This window comes from Bosea sp. 685 (genome assembly GCF_031884435.1).
Classification (GTDB): Bacteria; Pseudomonadota; Alphaproteobacteria; order Rhizobiales; family Beijerinckiaceae; genus Allobosea.
Map to the genome: position 1 here is coordinate 2,379,633 of NZ_CP134779.1, position 17,088 is coordinate 2,396,720.

Sequence of the window (17,088 nt, forward strand, 5' to 3'; positions counted from 1 at the left end):
CCCGGCTTCCCGGGGAAAAGCCAGATGAAATATCCCGCCTCGCGCGGATGCGGGCCTACTGCATTAAAGCGAGGCGCCTCCGCAGATGACGATCTGCTGCCCAGTGATGCTTGCGGCCGGGTCCGAGAGCAGGAAGCCGGTCAGGGCCGCGACTTCCTCTGGCTTCACCAGGCGGCCCATCGGCGGCATCTTGGGTGCGACGGAGGCGCGCTTGGGGTCCTTCAGCATCGGCGTGTCGGTCGCGCCAGGTGCGACGACATTGACCGTGATCCGGCGCGGCGCGAGCTCGATGGCGAAGGAGCGCGCCATGCCGACGAGCGCGGCCTTGGTCGCGGCATATTGCGCCCGCCCGGCCGAGCCTGCCGCCGTGCGGCTGCCGATGAGGACGATGCGGCCTCCATCGGGCAGGCGCGGCACGAGATGCTCGACCATCTGTTCGGCGGCATCCACGTGCAATCGCCACATCGCCCGGCCATTTTCTGGGTCGAGCTGGCCAAGCGTGCCGACGCGCAGGATGCCGGCGGCATGGACCAGCGCATCGACCGGACCGAGGCCCGCGAGAGCGGCATCGAGCGCCGCTCTGTCGGCGATATCGACGGAGACGGCCGAAAAGCGTTCATGCGTCAGATCGGGCGCGCTGCGGCTGAAGCCGATGACGCTCCAGCCGAGATCGAGCAGATGGCGCACGGTCGCCGCGCCGATGCCGGAGCTGGCGCCGGTGACGAGCGCGCGTTTCGCGCGCCCGTCCTGTGTCGAGAGCGCCGGCGTCATCCGGTGAAGGACCGCGCCTGCGCCCTGATCTTCTCGACATCGAAGTCGTTGATCTTGTCGATGAGGTCATTGGTGTAGATCTTTGTGAAATCAGCGATGGTCCAGTCGTTCATCTTCGCCTCGGTGACGAATTCGTCGACCCGGATACTGCCCATCTTGGCGCCGGCATAGGGCGGCTCATAGAGCTTGATGCGCCGGCTGATCGCCTCCAGCACCGACTTCACCGCCTGCTCCTCGCTTGAGCCGCGCGGGGCGGTCTCTGGATAGAGCTTGAGGAAGGCTTTCGCGCCGGCGGCAGGGTTCTCCAGGATGAAGCGCGAAGCCTTGGCGGTCGAGCGGCCGAAGCCGATGAAGAGATCGCGCTCGGCCTGGATCCTCTGGCGTAGGCCCATCAGGAACTGGCCGCCGATCATCGGCAGGTTGCTGGGGCGCGCCAGCAGCTCCAGCGGGATGCCGGCGCCGTCGATGATGCCGAAGCCGGTGTCGTAATAGGCGAGGGCGTCGATGGCGCCGCGCTGCAGGGCCACGCCGGCTGGAACGCCGGCGCCGACGGCCGTCCATTTCACATCCTTGTCGGGATCGACGCCGAGCGATTTCAGTACGTTGCGGGTGACCGGATATTCGGTGCCGCCGAAATCGGAGACGCCGATGTTCTTGCCCTTGAGGTCGGTATAGGCCTTGGCGGTCGAGCCCGGCTTGACCGCAATGTCCCATTTATAGGGGTAGGTGTACTGGTAGAACCATTGCGAGTTGCCCCACTCGTTGCGGGCCAGGATCGGCAAGGCATAGGAGGGCACGCCGATGCCGACATCGACGTCGCCCTTATCGGTCGCGACCTGGACGTTGGCGTTGCCTCCGAGCGCCAGCCCCTGGACCGTGAAGCCCTCCTCGGCATTGTAGCCGAGCGCCTCGCCGATCAACAGATTGATGACGCTGGAGTTGAGCGATTTTAGCCCGACGCCGACCTTCACGGTCCGCGTCGCCTGCGCGAAGGACGAGCGTGGTCCCAGCGCGAGGGCCGCTGCGAAGACGCTGCTGGCCTGAAGCCATTGCCTGCGATTGATCATGACGTTCTCCCAGAGTTGGTTGTTGGTTTTGCTTGGTCAGTTTTGCTTGGTTACTTGCGGCCGCGATCGCCCCAATGGACGACCTTCTTTTCCAGCCCGCGTACGATGGAGTGGAGCGTGATTCCCATGGCGCCGAGGATGACGAGGGCGGCGAAGACGCCGGCCACGTCGGTGACCGCCTGCGCCTGGGTGATGACGACGCCCATGCCTTGCTGGGCGCCGAGGAATTCCGCGACGATGGTGCCGAGCAGCGCATAGACCACCGCCATGTCGAGCCCGGCGAAGATGAAGGGCGCCGCATTGGGCAGCTTGACGATGCGGTAAGTCTCGAAGCGCGTGGCCGAGAGCGAGCGCATCAAGTCGATGCGCTCGGGCTCGACGGCGCGCAGGCCCGTGAAGCTGTTGATCAGCATCGGGAAGAAGGCGAGCAGCGCCGAGATCGCGATCTTGGAGCCGTCGCCGAAGCCGAACCAGATCACGATCAGGGGCGCGATCGCGACCTTGGGCAGGCTCTGAAGCGCGAAGGCATAGGGCATGACCAATTTCTCGATCAAGCGGCTCTCGGCCATCAGCGAGCCGAGCGTCAGGCCCAGCCCCGAGCCGATCGCCAGCCCGATCGCGGCGTTCTTCAGCGTGCCCCAGAGTGGCAGGTAGTAGCCAAGCGGGCTCGACGGGTTGACCGCGATGCCCGACCACAGCGCCTTCCACACAGCCAGCGGCGTCGGCAGGATGTAGGAGGGCACTTCGAGATATTTCACCGCGAGCGCCCAACCGCCAAACAGGACGACGAGGCCGATCAGCGTGATCGCGGTGCCGTTGACGCCGTTGCCGTCCTTGGCTTTGGTCTTGGGCTTCGGGGGGCGCGCTCGATCGCGACGCTGTCTGCAATGATGGTGGTCTGTGCTTGGCTCATCACTCGTCTCCCGATGCGTTCAGAAGCCCGCGGATTTCCTTGGCCAGCGCCGGATAGGCGGGATGGCTGATGATAGTGTCGTTGCTGCGCGGGCGCGGGATCGGCACCTCAAGTTCGCGGATGACGCGGCCCGGCCTTGCCGACATCACCACGACGCGGTCGGCGAGGAAAATCGCCTCCGAGATCGAATGGGTGATCAGCAGCACGGTCTTGCGGCTGGCCTGCCAGATGCGCTGCAGTTCGAGGTTCATGCGCTCGCGGGTGAGCGCATCGAGCGCGCCGAAAGGCTCGTCCATCAAGAGGACGCGGGGTGAGCGCACCAGGGCGCGGCAGATGCCGGCGCGCTGCTGCATGCCGCCCGAGAGCTCATAGGGGAAGCGCTCGCCGAAATCCTTGAGGCCGGCGACATCGAGCAACCGGTCGATATCCTCGGCCTGCCCGACTTGCTTGCCGCCGACGCGCAGCGGCAAGGCGATGTTCTCGCGCACGGTCAGCCAGGGCAGGAGGTTGGCCGCCTGGAAGACGACGCCGACATCGCGCGAGGGGCCGGAGATCGTCTTGCCGTCGAGTGCGGCCGTGCCGGTGTCGTAATCGTCGAGCCCGGCGAGGATGCGCAGCAAGGTCGACTTGCCGCAGCCCGAGGGGCCGACGACGCAGACGAATTCGCCATCCTTGATGTCGAGATCGATCGCCGACAGCGCATGCACGCTGCCGCCGGCATAGGTCTTGTCGAGGCCGCGGATGCGGATGAGGTCCCTCTGAGGCGAGGACGCGGCGTTAAGCGGATGGACTTGAGCGAGTGCAGGCATCTGCGGTCTCCCTGTTCTTGGTCTTGCTGTTCTTGGTCTTGTTCAGGCTCGGATTTGTTCAGCTTTTGGCCGCCCAATCGGGCGCGACGCGGACGTATTTGATGGCGCGGCGGAAATAGGTGAAGGCGATGTGCAGCGCCCCGTCCGGCGTCTGTGTGATCGACGGGTAGGAGAATTCGCGGTTGAGCTGGTCCTTGGAGTTGTTGGTCATGCAGAAGCCGTCGCCGGTTTCGAGGTCGCGCATCGCGGGCCAGCTCCGGCCGCCATCGGAGGACAGCGCCAGCGTCATCGGCGCGCGCGGCGCGCCCCAGAAGGCGGTGCGATGAGGCTCGACCGGGGCAGGGGCGGCCTCGGCTTGTGGCGCGCCTGCCTCCTCATCCTCGATGTCGTCATAGAGGCCGGTGCGCCGGTCGGTCGCGTCGGCTGCGCTGGAGTGATTGAAGACGAGCGCGATGCGGCCGTCGGCGAGCACGGTCGCCTGGATCGAGGAGTTGTTGTTGGGCAGCGCGGTCGGCTCGGGCGCCGTCCAGATGCGGCCGTCGGTCGAGCGGCTGGCATAGATGAAATCGGCCCAGCGGCTGCGATAGAACGCGACGAGCCCGTCCTTGGTCTTCAGCACGTTCATGTGCACGCAGCCGATCGAGCCGGGCACGGCATGCTCAACCCAGCTCTTGCCGGCGTCGGAAGAGACGCGCACCGCGCTGATGTCGTGGTCGCCGACCCATTTGGCGCCGGGCACGCTGACGCAATGGAAGACCGGGATCACCCAATCGCCATTGTCGAGCACCAGGGGAGGCTGGCGCACGAACAGGCCATGGCCTTTGGGCGCGTCGAACAGGATCTCGATCGGCCCCCATGTCAGGCCATGGTCATGCGAGACGCGCTTGCGCACCAGCGCCGTGTCCTGGTTGCCGGAGATCTGCGCGGTCCAGATCAGCCAGAGCTCGCCACGCGGCGTGGTGAACAGCACCGGGTTCTGCTCGGAGCGCGCCGGATCGTCGGAGAGCTTGACCGGGGCCGACCAGCGCTCGCCGCCCTTGGGCAATCGCGAGACATAGGCCGAGATGTCCGGGATGCCTTCCTGCGTGCCGCCGAACCAGACGATGGCGAGATCGCCATTGCCGAGCGCGGCGATGTTGGCCGCGTGGTTCTGGACGCAAGGCGAGGGCAGATAGGCCTCGATGCACTGCGCATCGCCCTCGCGCGGATGCAGGATGCCGCTGCGCTCGGAGAGGCCGGCGGGTGCGATATCGGTCGAATGGGCTCCCATTTCGGAAGGCCTCCTTCTGGTCTGCGCGGGCATCTCGCCCCGTGGCTCGGCGCCGCTGTGGATGCGGCTCAGTCGATCTTGATGGCCGCCGCTTCGATGACTGCCTTCCAACGGGTGGTCTCGGAGGCGATGTAGGCGGCGAATTCGTCGGGGCCGAGCGCAACCGCGATGGCACCGACCTCGTCCATCTTTTTGGCCGTCTCGGGCTTCTGCATGAAGCTGCGGATCTCGGCCGAGAGCTTGTCGATCACAGGCTTGGGCGTGCCCGCGGGGGCGACGAAGCCGTGCCAGGCGACGGCCTCGAAGCCAGGCAGGTATTCCGACAGCGCCGGCAGGTTGGGGTCGAAGGCCGCGCGCTTGGCGGTTGCGGTCGCGATCAGGGCGAGCTTGCCGCCCGCCGCCTGCGGCAGCAGCAGCGGCACATTGTCGAAGGCGAGATCGATATTGCCGCTGATGAGGTCAGTGACCATCTGGCTCGAGCCGCGATAGGGCACATGTGTCATCTGCGTGCCGGTCATCTGCTTGAACAGCTCGGCCGCCAGATGCTGCGAGGTGCCGACGCCGGCCGAGCCGAAGGAGACCTTGTCCGGATTGGCCTTGAGATGGGCGATCAGCTCCGGGACGGTGCGGGCCTTGATCTTGTCGGGGTTCACCACGAGCACGTTCGGAACCATGCTGATCTGGGCGATGGGCAGGAGGTCCTGCGCCGGGCGATAGGACAGCTTCGCCCCATAAAGCGTCGGGTTGATCGAGAGGCCCGAGGTCGAGGCGAGGCCGAGGATGCTGCCGTCCGGCGTCCCGCGCGCGATCCGCGTGATCCCGACGATCGAGCCGGCGCCGCCGACATTCTCGGTCACGAAGGGCTGGCCCCAGCTCTTCTGCAGATGCTCGCCGACCATGCGGGCGAAGATGTCGGCGGTGCCGCCGGCCGAGAAGGGCACGATCATGCTGACCGGCTTCGACGGGTAGCCAGCGCCTTGCGCGAAGGCGGGAGCCGGGCCGAGCAGGAGGCTCAGTGCAGCCAGGACATCGCGTCGGTTCATCTCTACTCTCCCTTGCATCGCTTTTTTGTTCGTATGGCGTCGTTCAGACACCCAAGATCGACGCCCAAGATCTCGTCAGTCGCTGAGGACCTTGCCCGGATTCATCAGCCCCTGCGGATCGAGCAGCCCTTTGACCTGCCGCAGCAGGGCCATTTCGAGCGGCGCCGTCACGTGGTTGAGGCGCTCCTTATTGGCGATGCCGATGCCGTGCTCGGCGCTGATGCTACCGCCGAGCGCCGCCGTCTCCTCGTCGACGGCTTGGTTGATCGCGCTGACGACGGGGGCGAGCGTCTTGCGCTGGTCGGCGGCGATGCCGGGCAGGATGGCGAGCACATGGATGTTGCCGTCGCCGAGATGGCCATGCATGACGATGCGCGCCTCGGGCTGGATTGCCGCGATGCGCGCCTCGACCCGGCGCACGAATTCGGCCTGATGTTCGAGCGGCACGGCGCTGTCATGCGAGACGACGTAGCCGGCGCGCTTGGAGCCTTCCGAGACGCTGTGGCGGATAGCCCAGAGCGCAGCGGCCTGGGCTTCGCTCGAAGCGACGAGGGCGTCGCCGATCAGCCCGCGCTCGAAGGCCGAGGCCAGCATCGCTTCCATCTCGGCGGGGAGGTCGATGCCCCGCAGCGTGTCGACGAGCTCAATCAGCACGAACCAGGGCGCGTCGAGCGCGAAGGGGATTGCGACATGGGGCACGTGCTCGGCGATGACCTCAACCTGTCCGCGCGACATCACCTCAAAAGCGCCGAGCCGGTCGCCGAGCTCGGTGCGGGCCAACGCGAGAAGATCGAGCATCGCCTCGATATCCTCGGCCTTGGCGAGGGCGACGCTGCGCTGGCGCGGGCGGGGGAAGAGTTTAAGTACCGCGCCGGTGATGATGCCGAGCGTGCCCTCGGCGCCGATGAAGAGCTGCTTGAGATCGACCCCGGTGGAATCCTTGCGCAGGCTCGTCATCAAATCGAGCACGGAACCGTCCGGCAGCACGGCTTCGATCCCGAGGGTGAGCTCGCGCGTCGTGCCGTAGCGCAGCACGGCCGTGCCGCCGGCATTGGTCGAGAGGTTGCCGCCGATCTGGCAGGAGCCCTCGGCGCCGAGGCTCAAGGGGAACAGGCGGTCGGCCGTCTCGGCCGCCTTCTGGACATCGGCGAGGATGCAACCGGCATCGACCGCGATGGAATCGCCGAGCCGGCTGATGGCGCGGATCTTGTTCATGCGGTCGAGCCGCAGCACGACATTCGGGCGCCCACTGAGCGGGGTCGCCGCGCCGCACATGCCGGTATTGCCGCCTTGCGGGACGATGGCGAAGCCGAGTTCGGCACAGAGCTTGACGATGGCCGCGACCTCAGCGGTGCTCGCCGGCTTCACGATCGCCTCGGCCGTGCCGCGATAGCGCCCGCGCCAGTCGACGAGATAAGGCTCCTGGTCGCCGTCGGGGCCGATGACATGCCGCGCCCCGACGATCGCCGCGAGGCGCTCGACGATCATGGGCGTGGCATGGACTGTCATCGCTTCTCTCCCTGTTCGCGTCTGGCGAGCGGCGCTCAGTAGGCGGCTTCGTAGAGGGCCAGGATCTCGTCGCGGCTGATGTCGCGCGGGTTGTTGTCGAGCAGGCGGCGAATGGCGTGAGCCTCGCTCGCCATGACCGGGAGGTCGTCGCGCGGCACGGAGAGACGCGACAGCTTCATCTCGCAGCCGAGTTCGGCGCAGTAGCGGTGGGCGCCCTCGAAGACCTCCTCCTGTCGGGCCGAGGCTTTCAGGCCGAGCGCGGCGAGGATCGCGGCGGTCTTCTCCGGCACGGCCGGCGCGTTGAAGGCGAGCGTATGCGGGAAGATCAGCGCGTTGGCCGCGCCATGGGCGATATGGTGGCGCGTGCCGAGCGGATAGGCGACGGCGTGGCCGGCGGCCGTGTTGACCGGGCCGAGGCAGTAGCCGCCATAGAGCGAGGCGAGCGACAGGCCGGCGCGGGCCTCGATGTCGGAACCGTCGGCGATGGCGCGGCCGAGGAAGCGTCCGACCAGACGCACGCCCTCGAGCGCATACATGTCGATCAACGGATGCGCCTTCAGGCTGGTGAAGGCCTCGACGCAATGGGCCATGGCGTCGACGCCGGTCGCAGCGGTGACCGCCGGCGGCAGGGTCAGCGTCAGGTCGGGGTCGATCACCGCGATGTCGGCAAGCATGTGCAGGCTCTGCACGGCGAGCTTGTTCTGAGTCTTGGGGTCGGTGACCAGGGCGCGCGTGCCGGCCTCGCTGCCGGTGCCCGAGGTGGTCGGCACCTGCATCAGGGCCGAGCGCTTGCCGGCGACCTTCTCGGGGCCGACGACGTCATGGAGAGACTGGCCGGAGCCCGGCAGGACCGCGACGAGCTTGGCGAGGTCCATGGCGCTGCCGCCACCGAAGCCGATGACGAGATCGGGCTTCACCCGTTCGGCGACGGCCAGCACCGCTTCGAGATTGGGAACGTCAGGCTCGGGGCGGACCTCGCCGAAGATCGTGACCTCGCCGGTCAGGCCGAGCAGATCGACGCGAGCGGCGTTGAAGGCATCCGCCACGACGAGGATGCGAGAGAGCCCCTGGGCCGCAGCCCAACGCCCGGCGAGCGGGGCCGTGCCGGAGCCGAACTCGATGATCTTCGGCCGGGTGATCGTGATCGGCGTGGCGAGGCTCGCGAGGGCGATCTGGCTGGGCGCGTGGATGTTCATAGTCGCCTCCCTTGGTGCTTTTAGCTTTTGGCGCTTTCAGGTGTGGCGCTATCAGGCCGCGCGGTCGGCGGTGAGGCCGCGCGCCGCCGCCAGTTTTTCGGCGTATTCGATCGCTTCGATCAGGCTGAGCTCGTTGGCGATGCCTTTGCCGGCAATGTCGAAGGCGGTGCCATGGTCGACGGAGGTCCGCACGATCGGCAGGCCGAGCGTGATGTTGACGCCCGAGAGCGAATCCCAGGTGCCGGTCTCGGGGTTCACGTGGAAACCCAGGAGCTTCACCGGGATGTGGCCCTGGTCGTGATACATCGCGACGACGGCGTCGTACTGGCCGGCGCGCAGCTTGACGAAGACCGTGTCGCCCGGCACCGGTCCGACCACGTCGAGACCATCAGTGATCGCCTTGGCGATGGTCGGCGCCGAGACCTCGTCGTCCTCACGGCCGAACAATCCGCCTTCGCCGGCATGGGGGTTGAGCGCCGCGACGGCGATCTTGCGCCGGCCGAGATCGAGCGCGGAGAGCGCCTCGTCGGTGCGGTCGAGCACATAGCGCAGCCGCTCCGGCGTCAGCTTGGCGGGCACATCCTTGAGCGCGACATGGGTGGTGACATGGCTCACCCGCATGCCGCCATGAGCGAGCATCATCACCGAGCCCTTGGCGCCGGTCAGCGTCGCCAGCATGTCGGTATGGCCGGCGAATTTGTAGCCGGCCTTGTTCAGCGCCTCCTTGTTCAGCGGCGCCGTCACGATGCCGCCGATGCGGCCGGCCTGGGCGAGCTTCACGCCCTTCTCGACCGCGAGATAGGCGAAACGGCCGCCATCGGAGGAGAGCACGCCCGGGCGGATCGGTTCGCCCTCGGGCCCCGCCTGCAGACAGGCGAGATGTGGCCAGACCTCGCTCTCGGAGACCTCGGGAATGGCGATGTCGGCGCCGAGCAGGCGGCGCGCCTCGGCAAGCGCCGGATTGCTGCCGATGACGAGCAGGCGCAGATCGCCGCTCGCCAGCCTGTCCTTGAGGGCGAGGCAGGCCTTGACGATGATCTCGGGACCGACGCCTGCGGGATCGCCCATGGTGATGGCAAGGTGAGGTTTCATGCTGCCGCTCCGGCAAAGGCCGCGATCCGGGGCGCGGCGAGCTGTTGAAGAAGGTCCGGAGCGCCGAAGGCGCCCGATTTCGAGATCACGGCGACGCCGTCCCAGCGGCCGCCGCGCATGATCGAGCGGGGCACGCCCGGCATGATCTCGCCGGTGACGTCGAGGCGCTCAGTGCCGAGGCTCTCGCAGATGCCGCGCAAGGTCTCGCCGCCGGCGGCGAAGAGCGTGTCCGGGCGGTCGAAGTCCTGCAGGAGGGCGGCCAGCCGCGCGTCGATCAGTGCGGCGGCGTCGCGGCGCGAGGTGCCGTCCGGCAACGCGACGCTTGCGAAGACGATGCCGTCATGAGTGAGGCGCCGGGCGATTTCGGCATTGCAGGCAGGATCCAGAACGATGTGAAGCGGGCCGAGCCGGTCGAGTTGCTCGCCGATCGCCGCATGGTCCGAGCCGATGAGCCCGAGAACCTTGCCTGCGAGCGGGCGGTCATCGATCCCACGGGTGATGCCGGTTGCCCGCGCGAGCGCCGCCGCCAGCCCCGCGCTTCCGACCCAGAGCACGTCGTCGAGTCCGGTGGCGGCCGCGATGACGGCGTCGAGATCGGCGTCGGTCTCGACATCCCAGAGGCTGATGCCCGGGGGCAGGGCATCTCCCGGAACGGCTTGCGTGACGGCATGCCCCGCCACTGCGAGCCCGGCGGCGAGGTCGGCGGGCACCGGGCGCCATTCACCATTTGCCCAGGCGCATTGCTGCCCGGCGCGCGTGATCCGGCGCTGTGCCGGGAAGGCCGGAGCGATGATGCAATGGGCCGGGCGCAGCAGGCCGAGGATCGTGGCGATCTCGGCGACCTCCTGGCCACGCAACAGGCTGTCGATCTTCTTATAGGCGAGGCCCGAGCCGCGCGCCCATAAGGCGGGAGCGATCATGGCGACGGCGCTGCGGGCTTCCTCCGCTGAGATCTCGCGACTGCGGCTGTCCATGGCGATGGCGCCCTCCGCGGGAGCTTCGCCGCGCCAGCACACCGCGACCGGCTCGGCGGGCGAGCCGAACGCGGCTGCGCTGTCGAGCGCACCGGTCAGGTCGTCGGCCAGGAGCCGGAGCGGGCCCATCTCAGCTCGCCTTCACCGCCGAGAGCAGCGCCTTGGAGCCGCGCACCACGATCGTGGTGTCATTGGCGACGCCGACGAAATCGATGCCTTGCGCGACGCGCCGCACGGCCTCGGCCTCGTTATTGGTGAGGTAGCCGGCGGGCTTGCCGATGGCCTTCAGGCGGCGGAAGCCGTCATCGATCGCGGCCTGGACCTCGGGATGTTGCGTGTTGCCGAGATGGCCCATCGAGGCGGCAAGATCGGCGGGGCCGATGAAGACGGCGTCGACGCCGTCGACCGCCGCGATCTTTTCGATATCGGCCAGCGCCTCGATCGTCTCGATCTGCACGATGACGCAGATCTCCTGCTGCACCTTGGCGAAATAGTCGGGAATCAGGCCATAGGCCGCCGCGCGCGAGCTGCCGGAGACGCCACGCACGCCATGGGGCGGATAGCGGGTGTAGCTGACGGCGCGGGCCGCTTCCTCGGCATTCTGGACATAAGGGAAGAGCAGGGTCTGGGCGCCGAGATCGAGCACGCGCTTGACCAGCACCAGGTCGTTCCAGGCCGGCCGGATGATCGCTTCGGCGGGCAAGGCCGACATCGCCTGCAACTGGGCGACGACATCGCCGGGCTCATTGGGGCTGTGCTCGGTGTCGATCAGGATCCAGTCGAAGCCGACCTGCGCGAAGAGCTCGGTGAGGGTGGGGCTGGCCAGCGTCGAGAAGATGCCGAGCATCTGCCGCTTGCCGAGATCGCGCTTGAAACCGTTCGTCCTGACGTCAGCCATCATCCACCTGCTGAAAGACACCCATCGGGGCAGCGGATCACGGAAGGCGGGCGGTTGCGCCGTAGCGCGCGGTCCTTGGGATGCCTCCATGAGCCGGCCTCTTCGGGCCTTGACGGGGTTGAACATCATCCGGCCAGATATGTCAACATGTTGTAATTTGTCTGTCGATATGGGCCTTCCGCGGCGTTTTGACCGAGCGATTGACTGATTTGTAAATAGTTGTAAGCATGCGGCCATGGATCAGACTTTAGGCAAGCCAGCGCGTTCCGCGGACGCCATTCCGCCCTCGCCATTGGTGCAGCGCGTGCATCATCAATTGCGCGCCCGGATCGCCTCGGGCGAATACGCCAGCCATTCGCGGCTGCCCGGCGAGCACGACCTGTCGGCGATCTACGGCGTGTCGCGGCCGGTGGTGCGCGAGGCGCTGCGCCGCCTGCGCGAGGACGGGCTGATCTTTTCCCGCCAGGGCGCGGGCACCTTCGTGCGCGGGAGCGAGGCGGAGCAGGGCAGGGCGCTGGCCTTCGCGCCGGTCGGCACGATCGCCGATGTGCAGCGCTGCTACGAGTTCCGGCTCGAGGTCGAGCCGGCCAATGCTTTCTATGCCGCCAAGCGCCATAATGTGGCGGCGCTGGAGGCCATCGGCAGTGCTTTCGAGCTGCTGCGCGACACCACCCATGCGCATCGCCATCGCGAGGATGCCGATTACGCCTTCCACATCGCCATCGCGGAGGCGGCGAACAACTACTTCTTCCTGTCGTCGATGCAGGCGCTGAAGGACCACATCAATGTCGGCATGAAGCTGCACGGGCTTTCGCTGCTCGGACCGGCGGGGGGCCTTGCCGGTGTGCTGGACGAGCATGCACGCATCTTTGCGGCAATCCGCGCCCGTGACGCCGAAGTGGCGCGGGATGCGATGCGCATGCACATCAAGGGCTCTTATGACCGGCTCTTCGAAGGGCGGGTCCTGGATCTCGCCCTTTAGAGCAATGTCCGATCCAATCGGATCGGACATTGCTCTAGCTCTTTGTTTTAACGCGTTTTCTTCACGCGAACCGGTGGCCACTTCGCTCGAAAACGCTCTGGCTCAGCGCTCGCGCGTGCTGTCCCTCATGACGATCTCGGCCGGCAGATGGACCTCGCGGCTGGCGGGCTGGCGGCCTTCGATCAGATCGATCAGCATCGTGGTCGCGCGCGATCCGATCTCGCTGCGGGCCTGATGCATGGTGGTGAGGGCGGGGTTGTAGGCGCCGGCGAATTCGATGTCGTCGAAGCCGGCGATCGAGACCGCCTCTGGTACCGAGAGCCCGGCGGCGGAAAAGCCCCGGATCAGGCCCATCGCCATGGCGTCGTTGCTGGCGAAGACCGCGTCGGGAAGCTCGGCAAGCGCCAGATAGGCGGTCGCTGCGGCCTCGCCCGCGGCCAGCGTGTAGTCGCCCGGGCGCACCAGCGCGGGGTCGGGGACGAGGCCCCGCGCCGCCAGCGCATCCCGATAACCGGCAAAACGGTCATGCTCCAGGATGTTGTTGGGCGGGCCGGAGACATAGCCGATGCGGCGATGTCCCAATTGCAGCAGGCGCTCCGTCATCGCGCGCGCCGCCTCGCGGTTCGCGGTCTCGACATAGGGGATGTCGGAGCCCGGGATGCGCTCGCACAGGCTGACCGTCGGCACGGCCAGGCGGCGGCACCCTCCCGCTGGGGTGGGCAGAAGACGCCCGTTCAGCAGCAGCAGGCCGTCGACCCAGCCGGCCTGGGCGAATTCGGCATGGTCGCGCTCGCGCTCGGGATCATTGCCGGTATCGGCGATCACCAGCCGGTAGCCATGCTGGTGCAAGGTGTCGGAGATGCCGCGCAGCACCTGCGAGAAGAAGATGTTGGCAACGTCAGGCACCACGGCGAGCACCGCATGGGTGCGGTTGGTGCGCAGATTGCGGGCCGCGACATTGAGGACGTAACCCGTCTCCAGCACCGCCTTTTCCACGGCTTCGCGCGTTTTCGGCTTCACCTGCTCGGGGGTGGCGAGGGCGCGGCTCACAGTGGCGGTCGAGACGCCCGCCCGCTTGGCGACGTCGTCGATCCTTGGTTTGCGCAGCCGTTCGTCCATCGCGGTTCCCAGAGCGTTTTCGAGCGAAGCAGATACCGGTTCGCGTGAAGAAAGCGCGTTAAAACAATAACCTAGAGCAATTGAACGATCCAACTGGATCGGACATTGCGCTGGCCTCAATCTGCCCTATCGTTATCCCGGTGGCCTGCCAAGACGCCGTCTCGGAACGGCTTGACAGGCGTCATTCCTGTGGCAGTATAGAAAAAAATGTAATCGATTACAAATCGAAATCGCAGCGCGCCCGGACACGGGTTCAACGACGATGCGAATACAGGGAGGACAGGATCATGAAGCTCAAGCCTTGCTTGACGGCTCTCGCCTTGGCGTGCGCGGCCGGTGTCTCGTTCCAGGCGAATGCACAGGAGATGAAGGCTGAGGTCATCCATTGGTGGACCTCAGGCGGCGAGTCTGCGGCGGTGAAGGTCTTCGCCGAACAGTTCGCGAAAGCGGGCGGCACCTGGGTCGACACGGCGATCGCCGGGGGCGTCAATGCCCGCACCGCCGCCATCAACCGCGTCGTCGGCGGTACGCCGCCCACCGCCATGCAGTTCAACACCGGCAAGCAGTTCGACGAGCTGGTCGAGAACGATCTGCTGCGCGATGTCGACCAGATCGCGACCGAGCAGAAGTGGAAGAGCGTCATGCCTCAGGCGATCATCGACGCCACCAGCCGCAACGGCAAGATGTATGCGGTGCCGGTCAATATCCACGGGCAGAACTGGTTGTGGCTGTCCAAGGCCGCGCTCGAGAAGGCCGGCGCCTCCGAGCCGGCGAACTGGGACGAGGCGCTGGTCGCACTTGAGAAACTCAAGGCTGCGGGCCTGATCCCGCTCGCCTTCAGCGGCCAGAAGGTCTGGGAGCGCGGCCTCTTCAACGCCGTGCTGGTCGGCAAGGGCGGTACCGCGCTCTGGGCGTCGATCCATGGCAAGCGCGACCCGGCCGCGGCCAGGAGCCCCGAATTCAGAGCGGTCGCCGAGACCTATGGCAAGCTGCGCGGCTATATCGACGCGGGCGCACCCGGACGGAACTGGAACGACGCCACCAATCTGGTGATCCAGGGCAAGGCCGGCATGCAGATCATGGGCGACTGGGCCAAGGGCGAGTTCGCCGCGGCGGGCCAGACGGCAGGCAAGGAGTTCGGCTGCGCCATTCTCTCGAATGAGGGCGGCTATGTGATGGGCGGCGACGTCTTCGCCTTTCCCAAGCTTAAGGACCCGGCCCAGCAGAAGGCGCAATTGGTGCTCGCCAAGGTGATGCTCGAGCCGGAAACGCAGATCCGCTTCGCTCAGAAGAAGGGATCGATCCCGGTCCGGCTCGATCTCGATGTCAGCTCCCTCGACGCCTGCGCCCAGAAGGCGGTGAAGCTCCTGGCGGACAAGAAGCATCAGGTCGCCTCCCAGGAGATGCTCTCGCCACCCGCCCTGACCGGCGCGATGGAAGACGTGATCTCGCAATATTGGAACACGCCGGCGATGAGCGCCGACGCCTTCATGGCGAAGGTCGCCGACGTGCTGAAGCAGCCCTTCTGAGCGGCTGCCCGGATTTTCGCTCTCCTCATCGCCCTCGCCTCGACAGGCGAGGGCCGTTCCGGGGCCTCTCCGGAGCATCACCCGACCCTTTGGATCGCTCTACGGCGGAGCTATGCCATGCCCTTCGTGAGACACCGAACCGCGTCCCGGCTCGCAGCGGGCCTCGCCTTGTCGCCGGCGCTATTGGTCCTCGTCGTGGTCTATCTCGGCTGCACGGTCTGGACCGTGTGGATCTCGCTGACATCGTCGCGGATGCTGCCGAATTCCACCTTCGTGGGCTTGCGCCAATACGCCTCCCTGATGGGTAACGAGCGCTGGCAGGTCTCGGTCGCCAATCTCGCCGTATTCGGCTCGCTGTTCCTGATCGCGAGCCTGGCGCTGGGCTTCCTGCTGGCGGTGGCGATTGACCAGCGCGTGCGGGCCGAGAACACGCTGCGCTCGATCTTCCTCTACCCCTATTCGATGTCGTTCATCGTCACCGGCCTGGTCTGGCAGTGGCTGCTGAATCCGAGCTTCGGCATCGAGAAGATGGTCCGGGATTTCGGCTTCCCGTCCTTCCGCTTCGACTGGATCGTGCGCCAGGACATGGTGATCTACACGCTCGTCTTCGCCGCCGTCTGGCATGCGGCGGGCCTCGTCATGGCGATCATGCTGGCGGGCCTGCGCGGCATCGACGAGGATATCTGGAAGGCGACCAGGATCGACGGCCTGCCGGCCTGGCGGGTCTATCTCTCGATCGTGATCCCGATGCTCGGCGCGAGCTTCGCCACCGCCGCCGTCCTGCTCGCGACCAGCGTGGTGCGCCTCTACGACCTCTCCGTCGCAATGACCAATGGCGGTCCCGGCGTCGCCTCTGAGGTGCCGGCCAAATTCGTCATGGACCACCTGTTCGAGCGCGGCAATCTCGGCCTCGCCACAGCGGCCGCGACCTCGATGCTGATCACGGTTGCGGCCGTGGTCGCGCCCTGGCTGGTCTGGCAGAGCCGCCGGGCCCGGAGGGCGCACGCATGACCGCGATCGCCACGATCACGCCTGCGATCACCCAACCCGCTGGCATGCGACCACGCCGGCTGACGCCCGCCCGCATCGGCGTCTACGCCTTCCTGATCGTGACGGCGCTGTTCTTCCTGACGCCGCTCTATGTGATGCTCGTCACTTCGCTCAAGCCGATGGAGGAGATCCGCCTCGGGGCGATCCTGGCTCTGCCGCGCGCGCCGACCCTGGAGCCCTGGGTCAAGGCCTGGTCGGCGGCCTGCACCGGCTTGAGATGCGACGGCATCAGCGTCGGCTTCATGAATTCGGTGAAGATCCTGGTGCCGTCCGTCGTCGCCTCGATCGCGGTGGGTTCGCTCACCGGCTACGCTCTGTCGTTCTGGAAGGTGCGCGGCGCGGGCCTGCTCTTCGGTGCCCTGATGATCGTGGCCTTCGTGCCCTACCAGATCTTCATCTACCCGCTGGTGCGCGTCTTCGCCTTTGCCGGGATCAACAACTCGATCCTCGGCATCGTGCTGATCCACACCATCTTCGGCCTGCCGACGATGACGCTCTTGTTCCGCAACTACTTCGCCTCGCTGCCGCAGGAGTTGTTCAAGGCGGCGCGTGTCGACGGGGCGGGCTTCTTCCGCATCTTCTGGTCGGTGATGCTGCCGATGGCGACGCCGATGCTGATCGTCGCCGTCATCCTGCAGGTCACGGGCATCTGGAACGATTTCATTCTCGGGTTGATCTTCGCCGGCCGCGAGAACCTGCCGATGACGGTGCAGCTCAACAACATCGTCAACTCCACCCAGGGCGAGCGCGCCTACAACGTCGACATGGCCGCCACCATTCTCACGGCGCTCGTCCCGCTCGCCGTCTATTTCGCCTCCGGGCGCTGGTTCGTGCGCGGCATCGCCGCCGGCGCGGTGAAAGGCTGA

Annotated in this window: 16 protein-coding genes; 4 read left to right on the forward strand and 12 right to left on the reverse strand. The window is 66.8% G+C overall.

From position 1 onward, the window contains the following. Window positions 1-63 precede the first annotated feature (63 nt). The 11 genes from RMR04_RS12685 to RMR04_RS12735 form a co-directional block, all read right to left on the reverse strand. Window positions 64-771, reverse strand: a complete 708-nt coding sequence (locus RMR04_RS12685) for an SDR family NAD(P)-dependent oxidoreductase (protein WP_311914971.1) — start codon at window positions 769-771, stop codon at window positions 64-66. Beyond that, window positions 768-1,838: an ABC transporter substrate-binding protein gene (locus RMR04_RS12690; RefSeq protein WP_311914972.1), complete on the reverse strand. Its 1,071-nt coding sequence runs from the start codon at window positions 1,836-1,838 to the stop codon at window positions 768-770. Before RMR04_RS12690 ends, RMR04_RS12685 begins: the two co-directional genes overlap by 4 nt. A 50-nt stretch (window positions 1,839-1,888) precedes the next feature. Next, on the reverse strand, window positions 1,889-2,596 hold the full coding sequence (locus tag RMR04_RS12695) for an ABC transporter permease (RefSeq protein ID WP_311914973.1): 708 nt from the start codon (window positions 2,594-2,596) through the stop codon (window positions 1,889-1,891). Between the two features lie 154 nt (window positions 2,597-2,750). Beyond that, window positions 2,751-3,560 (reverse strand): ABC transporter ATP-binding protein, encoded by an 810-nt coding sequence (locus RMR04_RS12700; RefSeq protein WP_311914974.1) that lies wholly within the window; start codon window positions 3,558-3,560, stop codon window positions 2,751-2,753. A 58-nt stretch (window positions 3,561-3,618) separates the two neighbouring features. Then, window positions 3,619-4,830 (reverse strand): sialidase family protein, encoded by a 1,212-nt coding sequence (locus RMR04_RS12705; protein ID WP_311914975.1) that lies wholly within the window; start codon window positions 4,828-4,830, stop codon window positions 3,619-3,621. A 68-nt stretch (window positions 4,831-4,898) separates the two neighbouring features. Next, window positions 4,899-5,873 (reverse strand): Bug family tripartite tricarboxylate transporter substrate binding protein, encoded by a 975-nt coding sequence (locus RMR04_RS12710; protein ID WP_311914976.1) that lies wholly within the window; start codon window positions 5,871-5,873, stop codon window positions 4,899-4,901. Window positions 5,874-5,948: 75 nt separating this feature from the next. Next, a complete protein-coding gene (locus RMR04_RS12715) occupies window positions 5,949-7,382 on the reverse strand; it encodes an FAD-binding oxidoreductase (protein WP_311914977.1) in 1,434 nt (477 codons plus the stop codon). A gap of 35 nt (window positions 7,383-7,417) precedes the next feature. Further along, a complete protein-coding gene (locus tag RMR04_RS12720) occupies window positions 7,418-8,578 on the reverse strand; it encodes an iron-containing alcohol dehydrogenase (protein ID WP_311914978.1) in 1,161 nt (386 codons plus the stop codon). Between the two features lie 51 nt (window positions 8,579-8,629). After that, window positions 8,630-9,670: a 4-hydroxythreonine-4-phosphate dehydrogenase PdxA gene (gene pdxA, locus RMR04_RS12725; protein WP_311914979.1), complete on the reverse strand. Its 1,041-nt coding sequence runs from the start codon at window positions 9,668-9,670 to the stop codon at window positions 8,630-8,632. Then, a complete protein-coding gene (locus RMR04_RS12730) occupies window positions 9,667-10,773 on the reverse strand; it encodes a four-carbon acid sugar kinase family protein (RefSeq protein WP_311914980.1) in 1,107 nt (368 codons plus the stop codon). Before RMR04_RS12730 ends, pdxA begins: the two co-directional genes overlap by 4 nt. Window position 10,774: 1 nt before the next feature. Then, window positions 10,775-11,542, reverse strand: coding sequence for an HpcH/HpaI aldolase family protein (locus RMR04_RS12735; RefSeq protein WP_311914981.1), 768 nt, complete (start codon window positions 11,540-11,542; stop codon window positions 10,775-10,777). A gap of 235 nt (window positions 11,543-11,777) precedes the next feature. Between RMR04_RS12735 and RMR04_RS12740 the strand changes: the two genes are divergently transcribed. Then, window positions 11,778-12,524, forward strand: a complete 747-nt coding sequence (locus RMR04_RS12740; protein ID WP_311914982.1) for a FadR/GntR family transcriptional regulator — start codon at window positions 11,778-11,780, stop codon at window positions 12,522-12,524. A 102-nt stretch (window positions 12,525-12,626) separates the two neighbouring features. On the opposite strand, the gene RMR04_RS12745 is transcribed toward RMR04_RS12740, so the two are convergent. After that, window positions 12,627-13,643: a LacI family DNA-binding transcriptional regulator gene (locus RMR04_RS12745; RefSeq protein WP_311914983.1), complete on the reverse strand. Its 1,017-nt coding sequence runs from the start codon at window positions 13,641-13,643 to the stop codon at window positions 12,627-12,629. Between the two features lie 287 nt (window positions 13,644-13,930). On the opposite strand from RMR04_RS12745, the gene RMR04_RS12750 reads away from it, so the two are divergent. The 3 genes from RMR04_RS12750 to RMR04_RS12760 all read left to right on the forward strand — a co-directional run bounded on the left by RMR04_RS12750 (window position 13,931) and on the right by RMR04_RS12760 (window position 17,088). Further along, window positions 13,931-15,172 carry an ABC transporter substrate-binding protein gene (locus RMR04_RS12750; protein WP_311914984.1) on the forward strand — a complete coding sequence of 414 codons (1,242 nt, stop codon included), beginning with the start codon at window positions 13,931-13,933 and terminating at the stop codon, window positions 15,170-15,172. A gap of 117 nt (window positions 15,173-15,289) precedes the next feature. After that, the gene (locus RMR04_RS12755; RefSeq protein ID WP_311914985.1) at window positions 15,290-16,183 is read left to right on the forward strand and encodes a carbohydrate ABC transporter permease; all 894 of its coding nucleotides are present in this window, start codon (window positions 15,290-15,292) and stop codon (window positions 16,181-16,183) included. Then, window positions 16,180-17,088 carry a carbohydrate ABC transporter permease gene (locus RMR04_RS12760; protein ID WP_311914986.1) on the forward strand — a complete coding sequence of 303 codons (909 nt, stop codon included), beginning with the start codon at window positions 16,180-16,182 and terminating at the stop codon, window positions 17,086-17,088. The genes RMR04_RS12755 and RMR04_RS12760 overlap by 4 nt, the downstream gene beginning before the upstream one ends.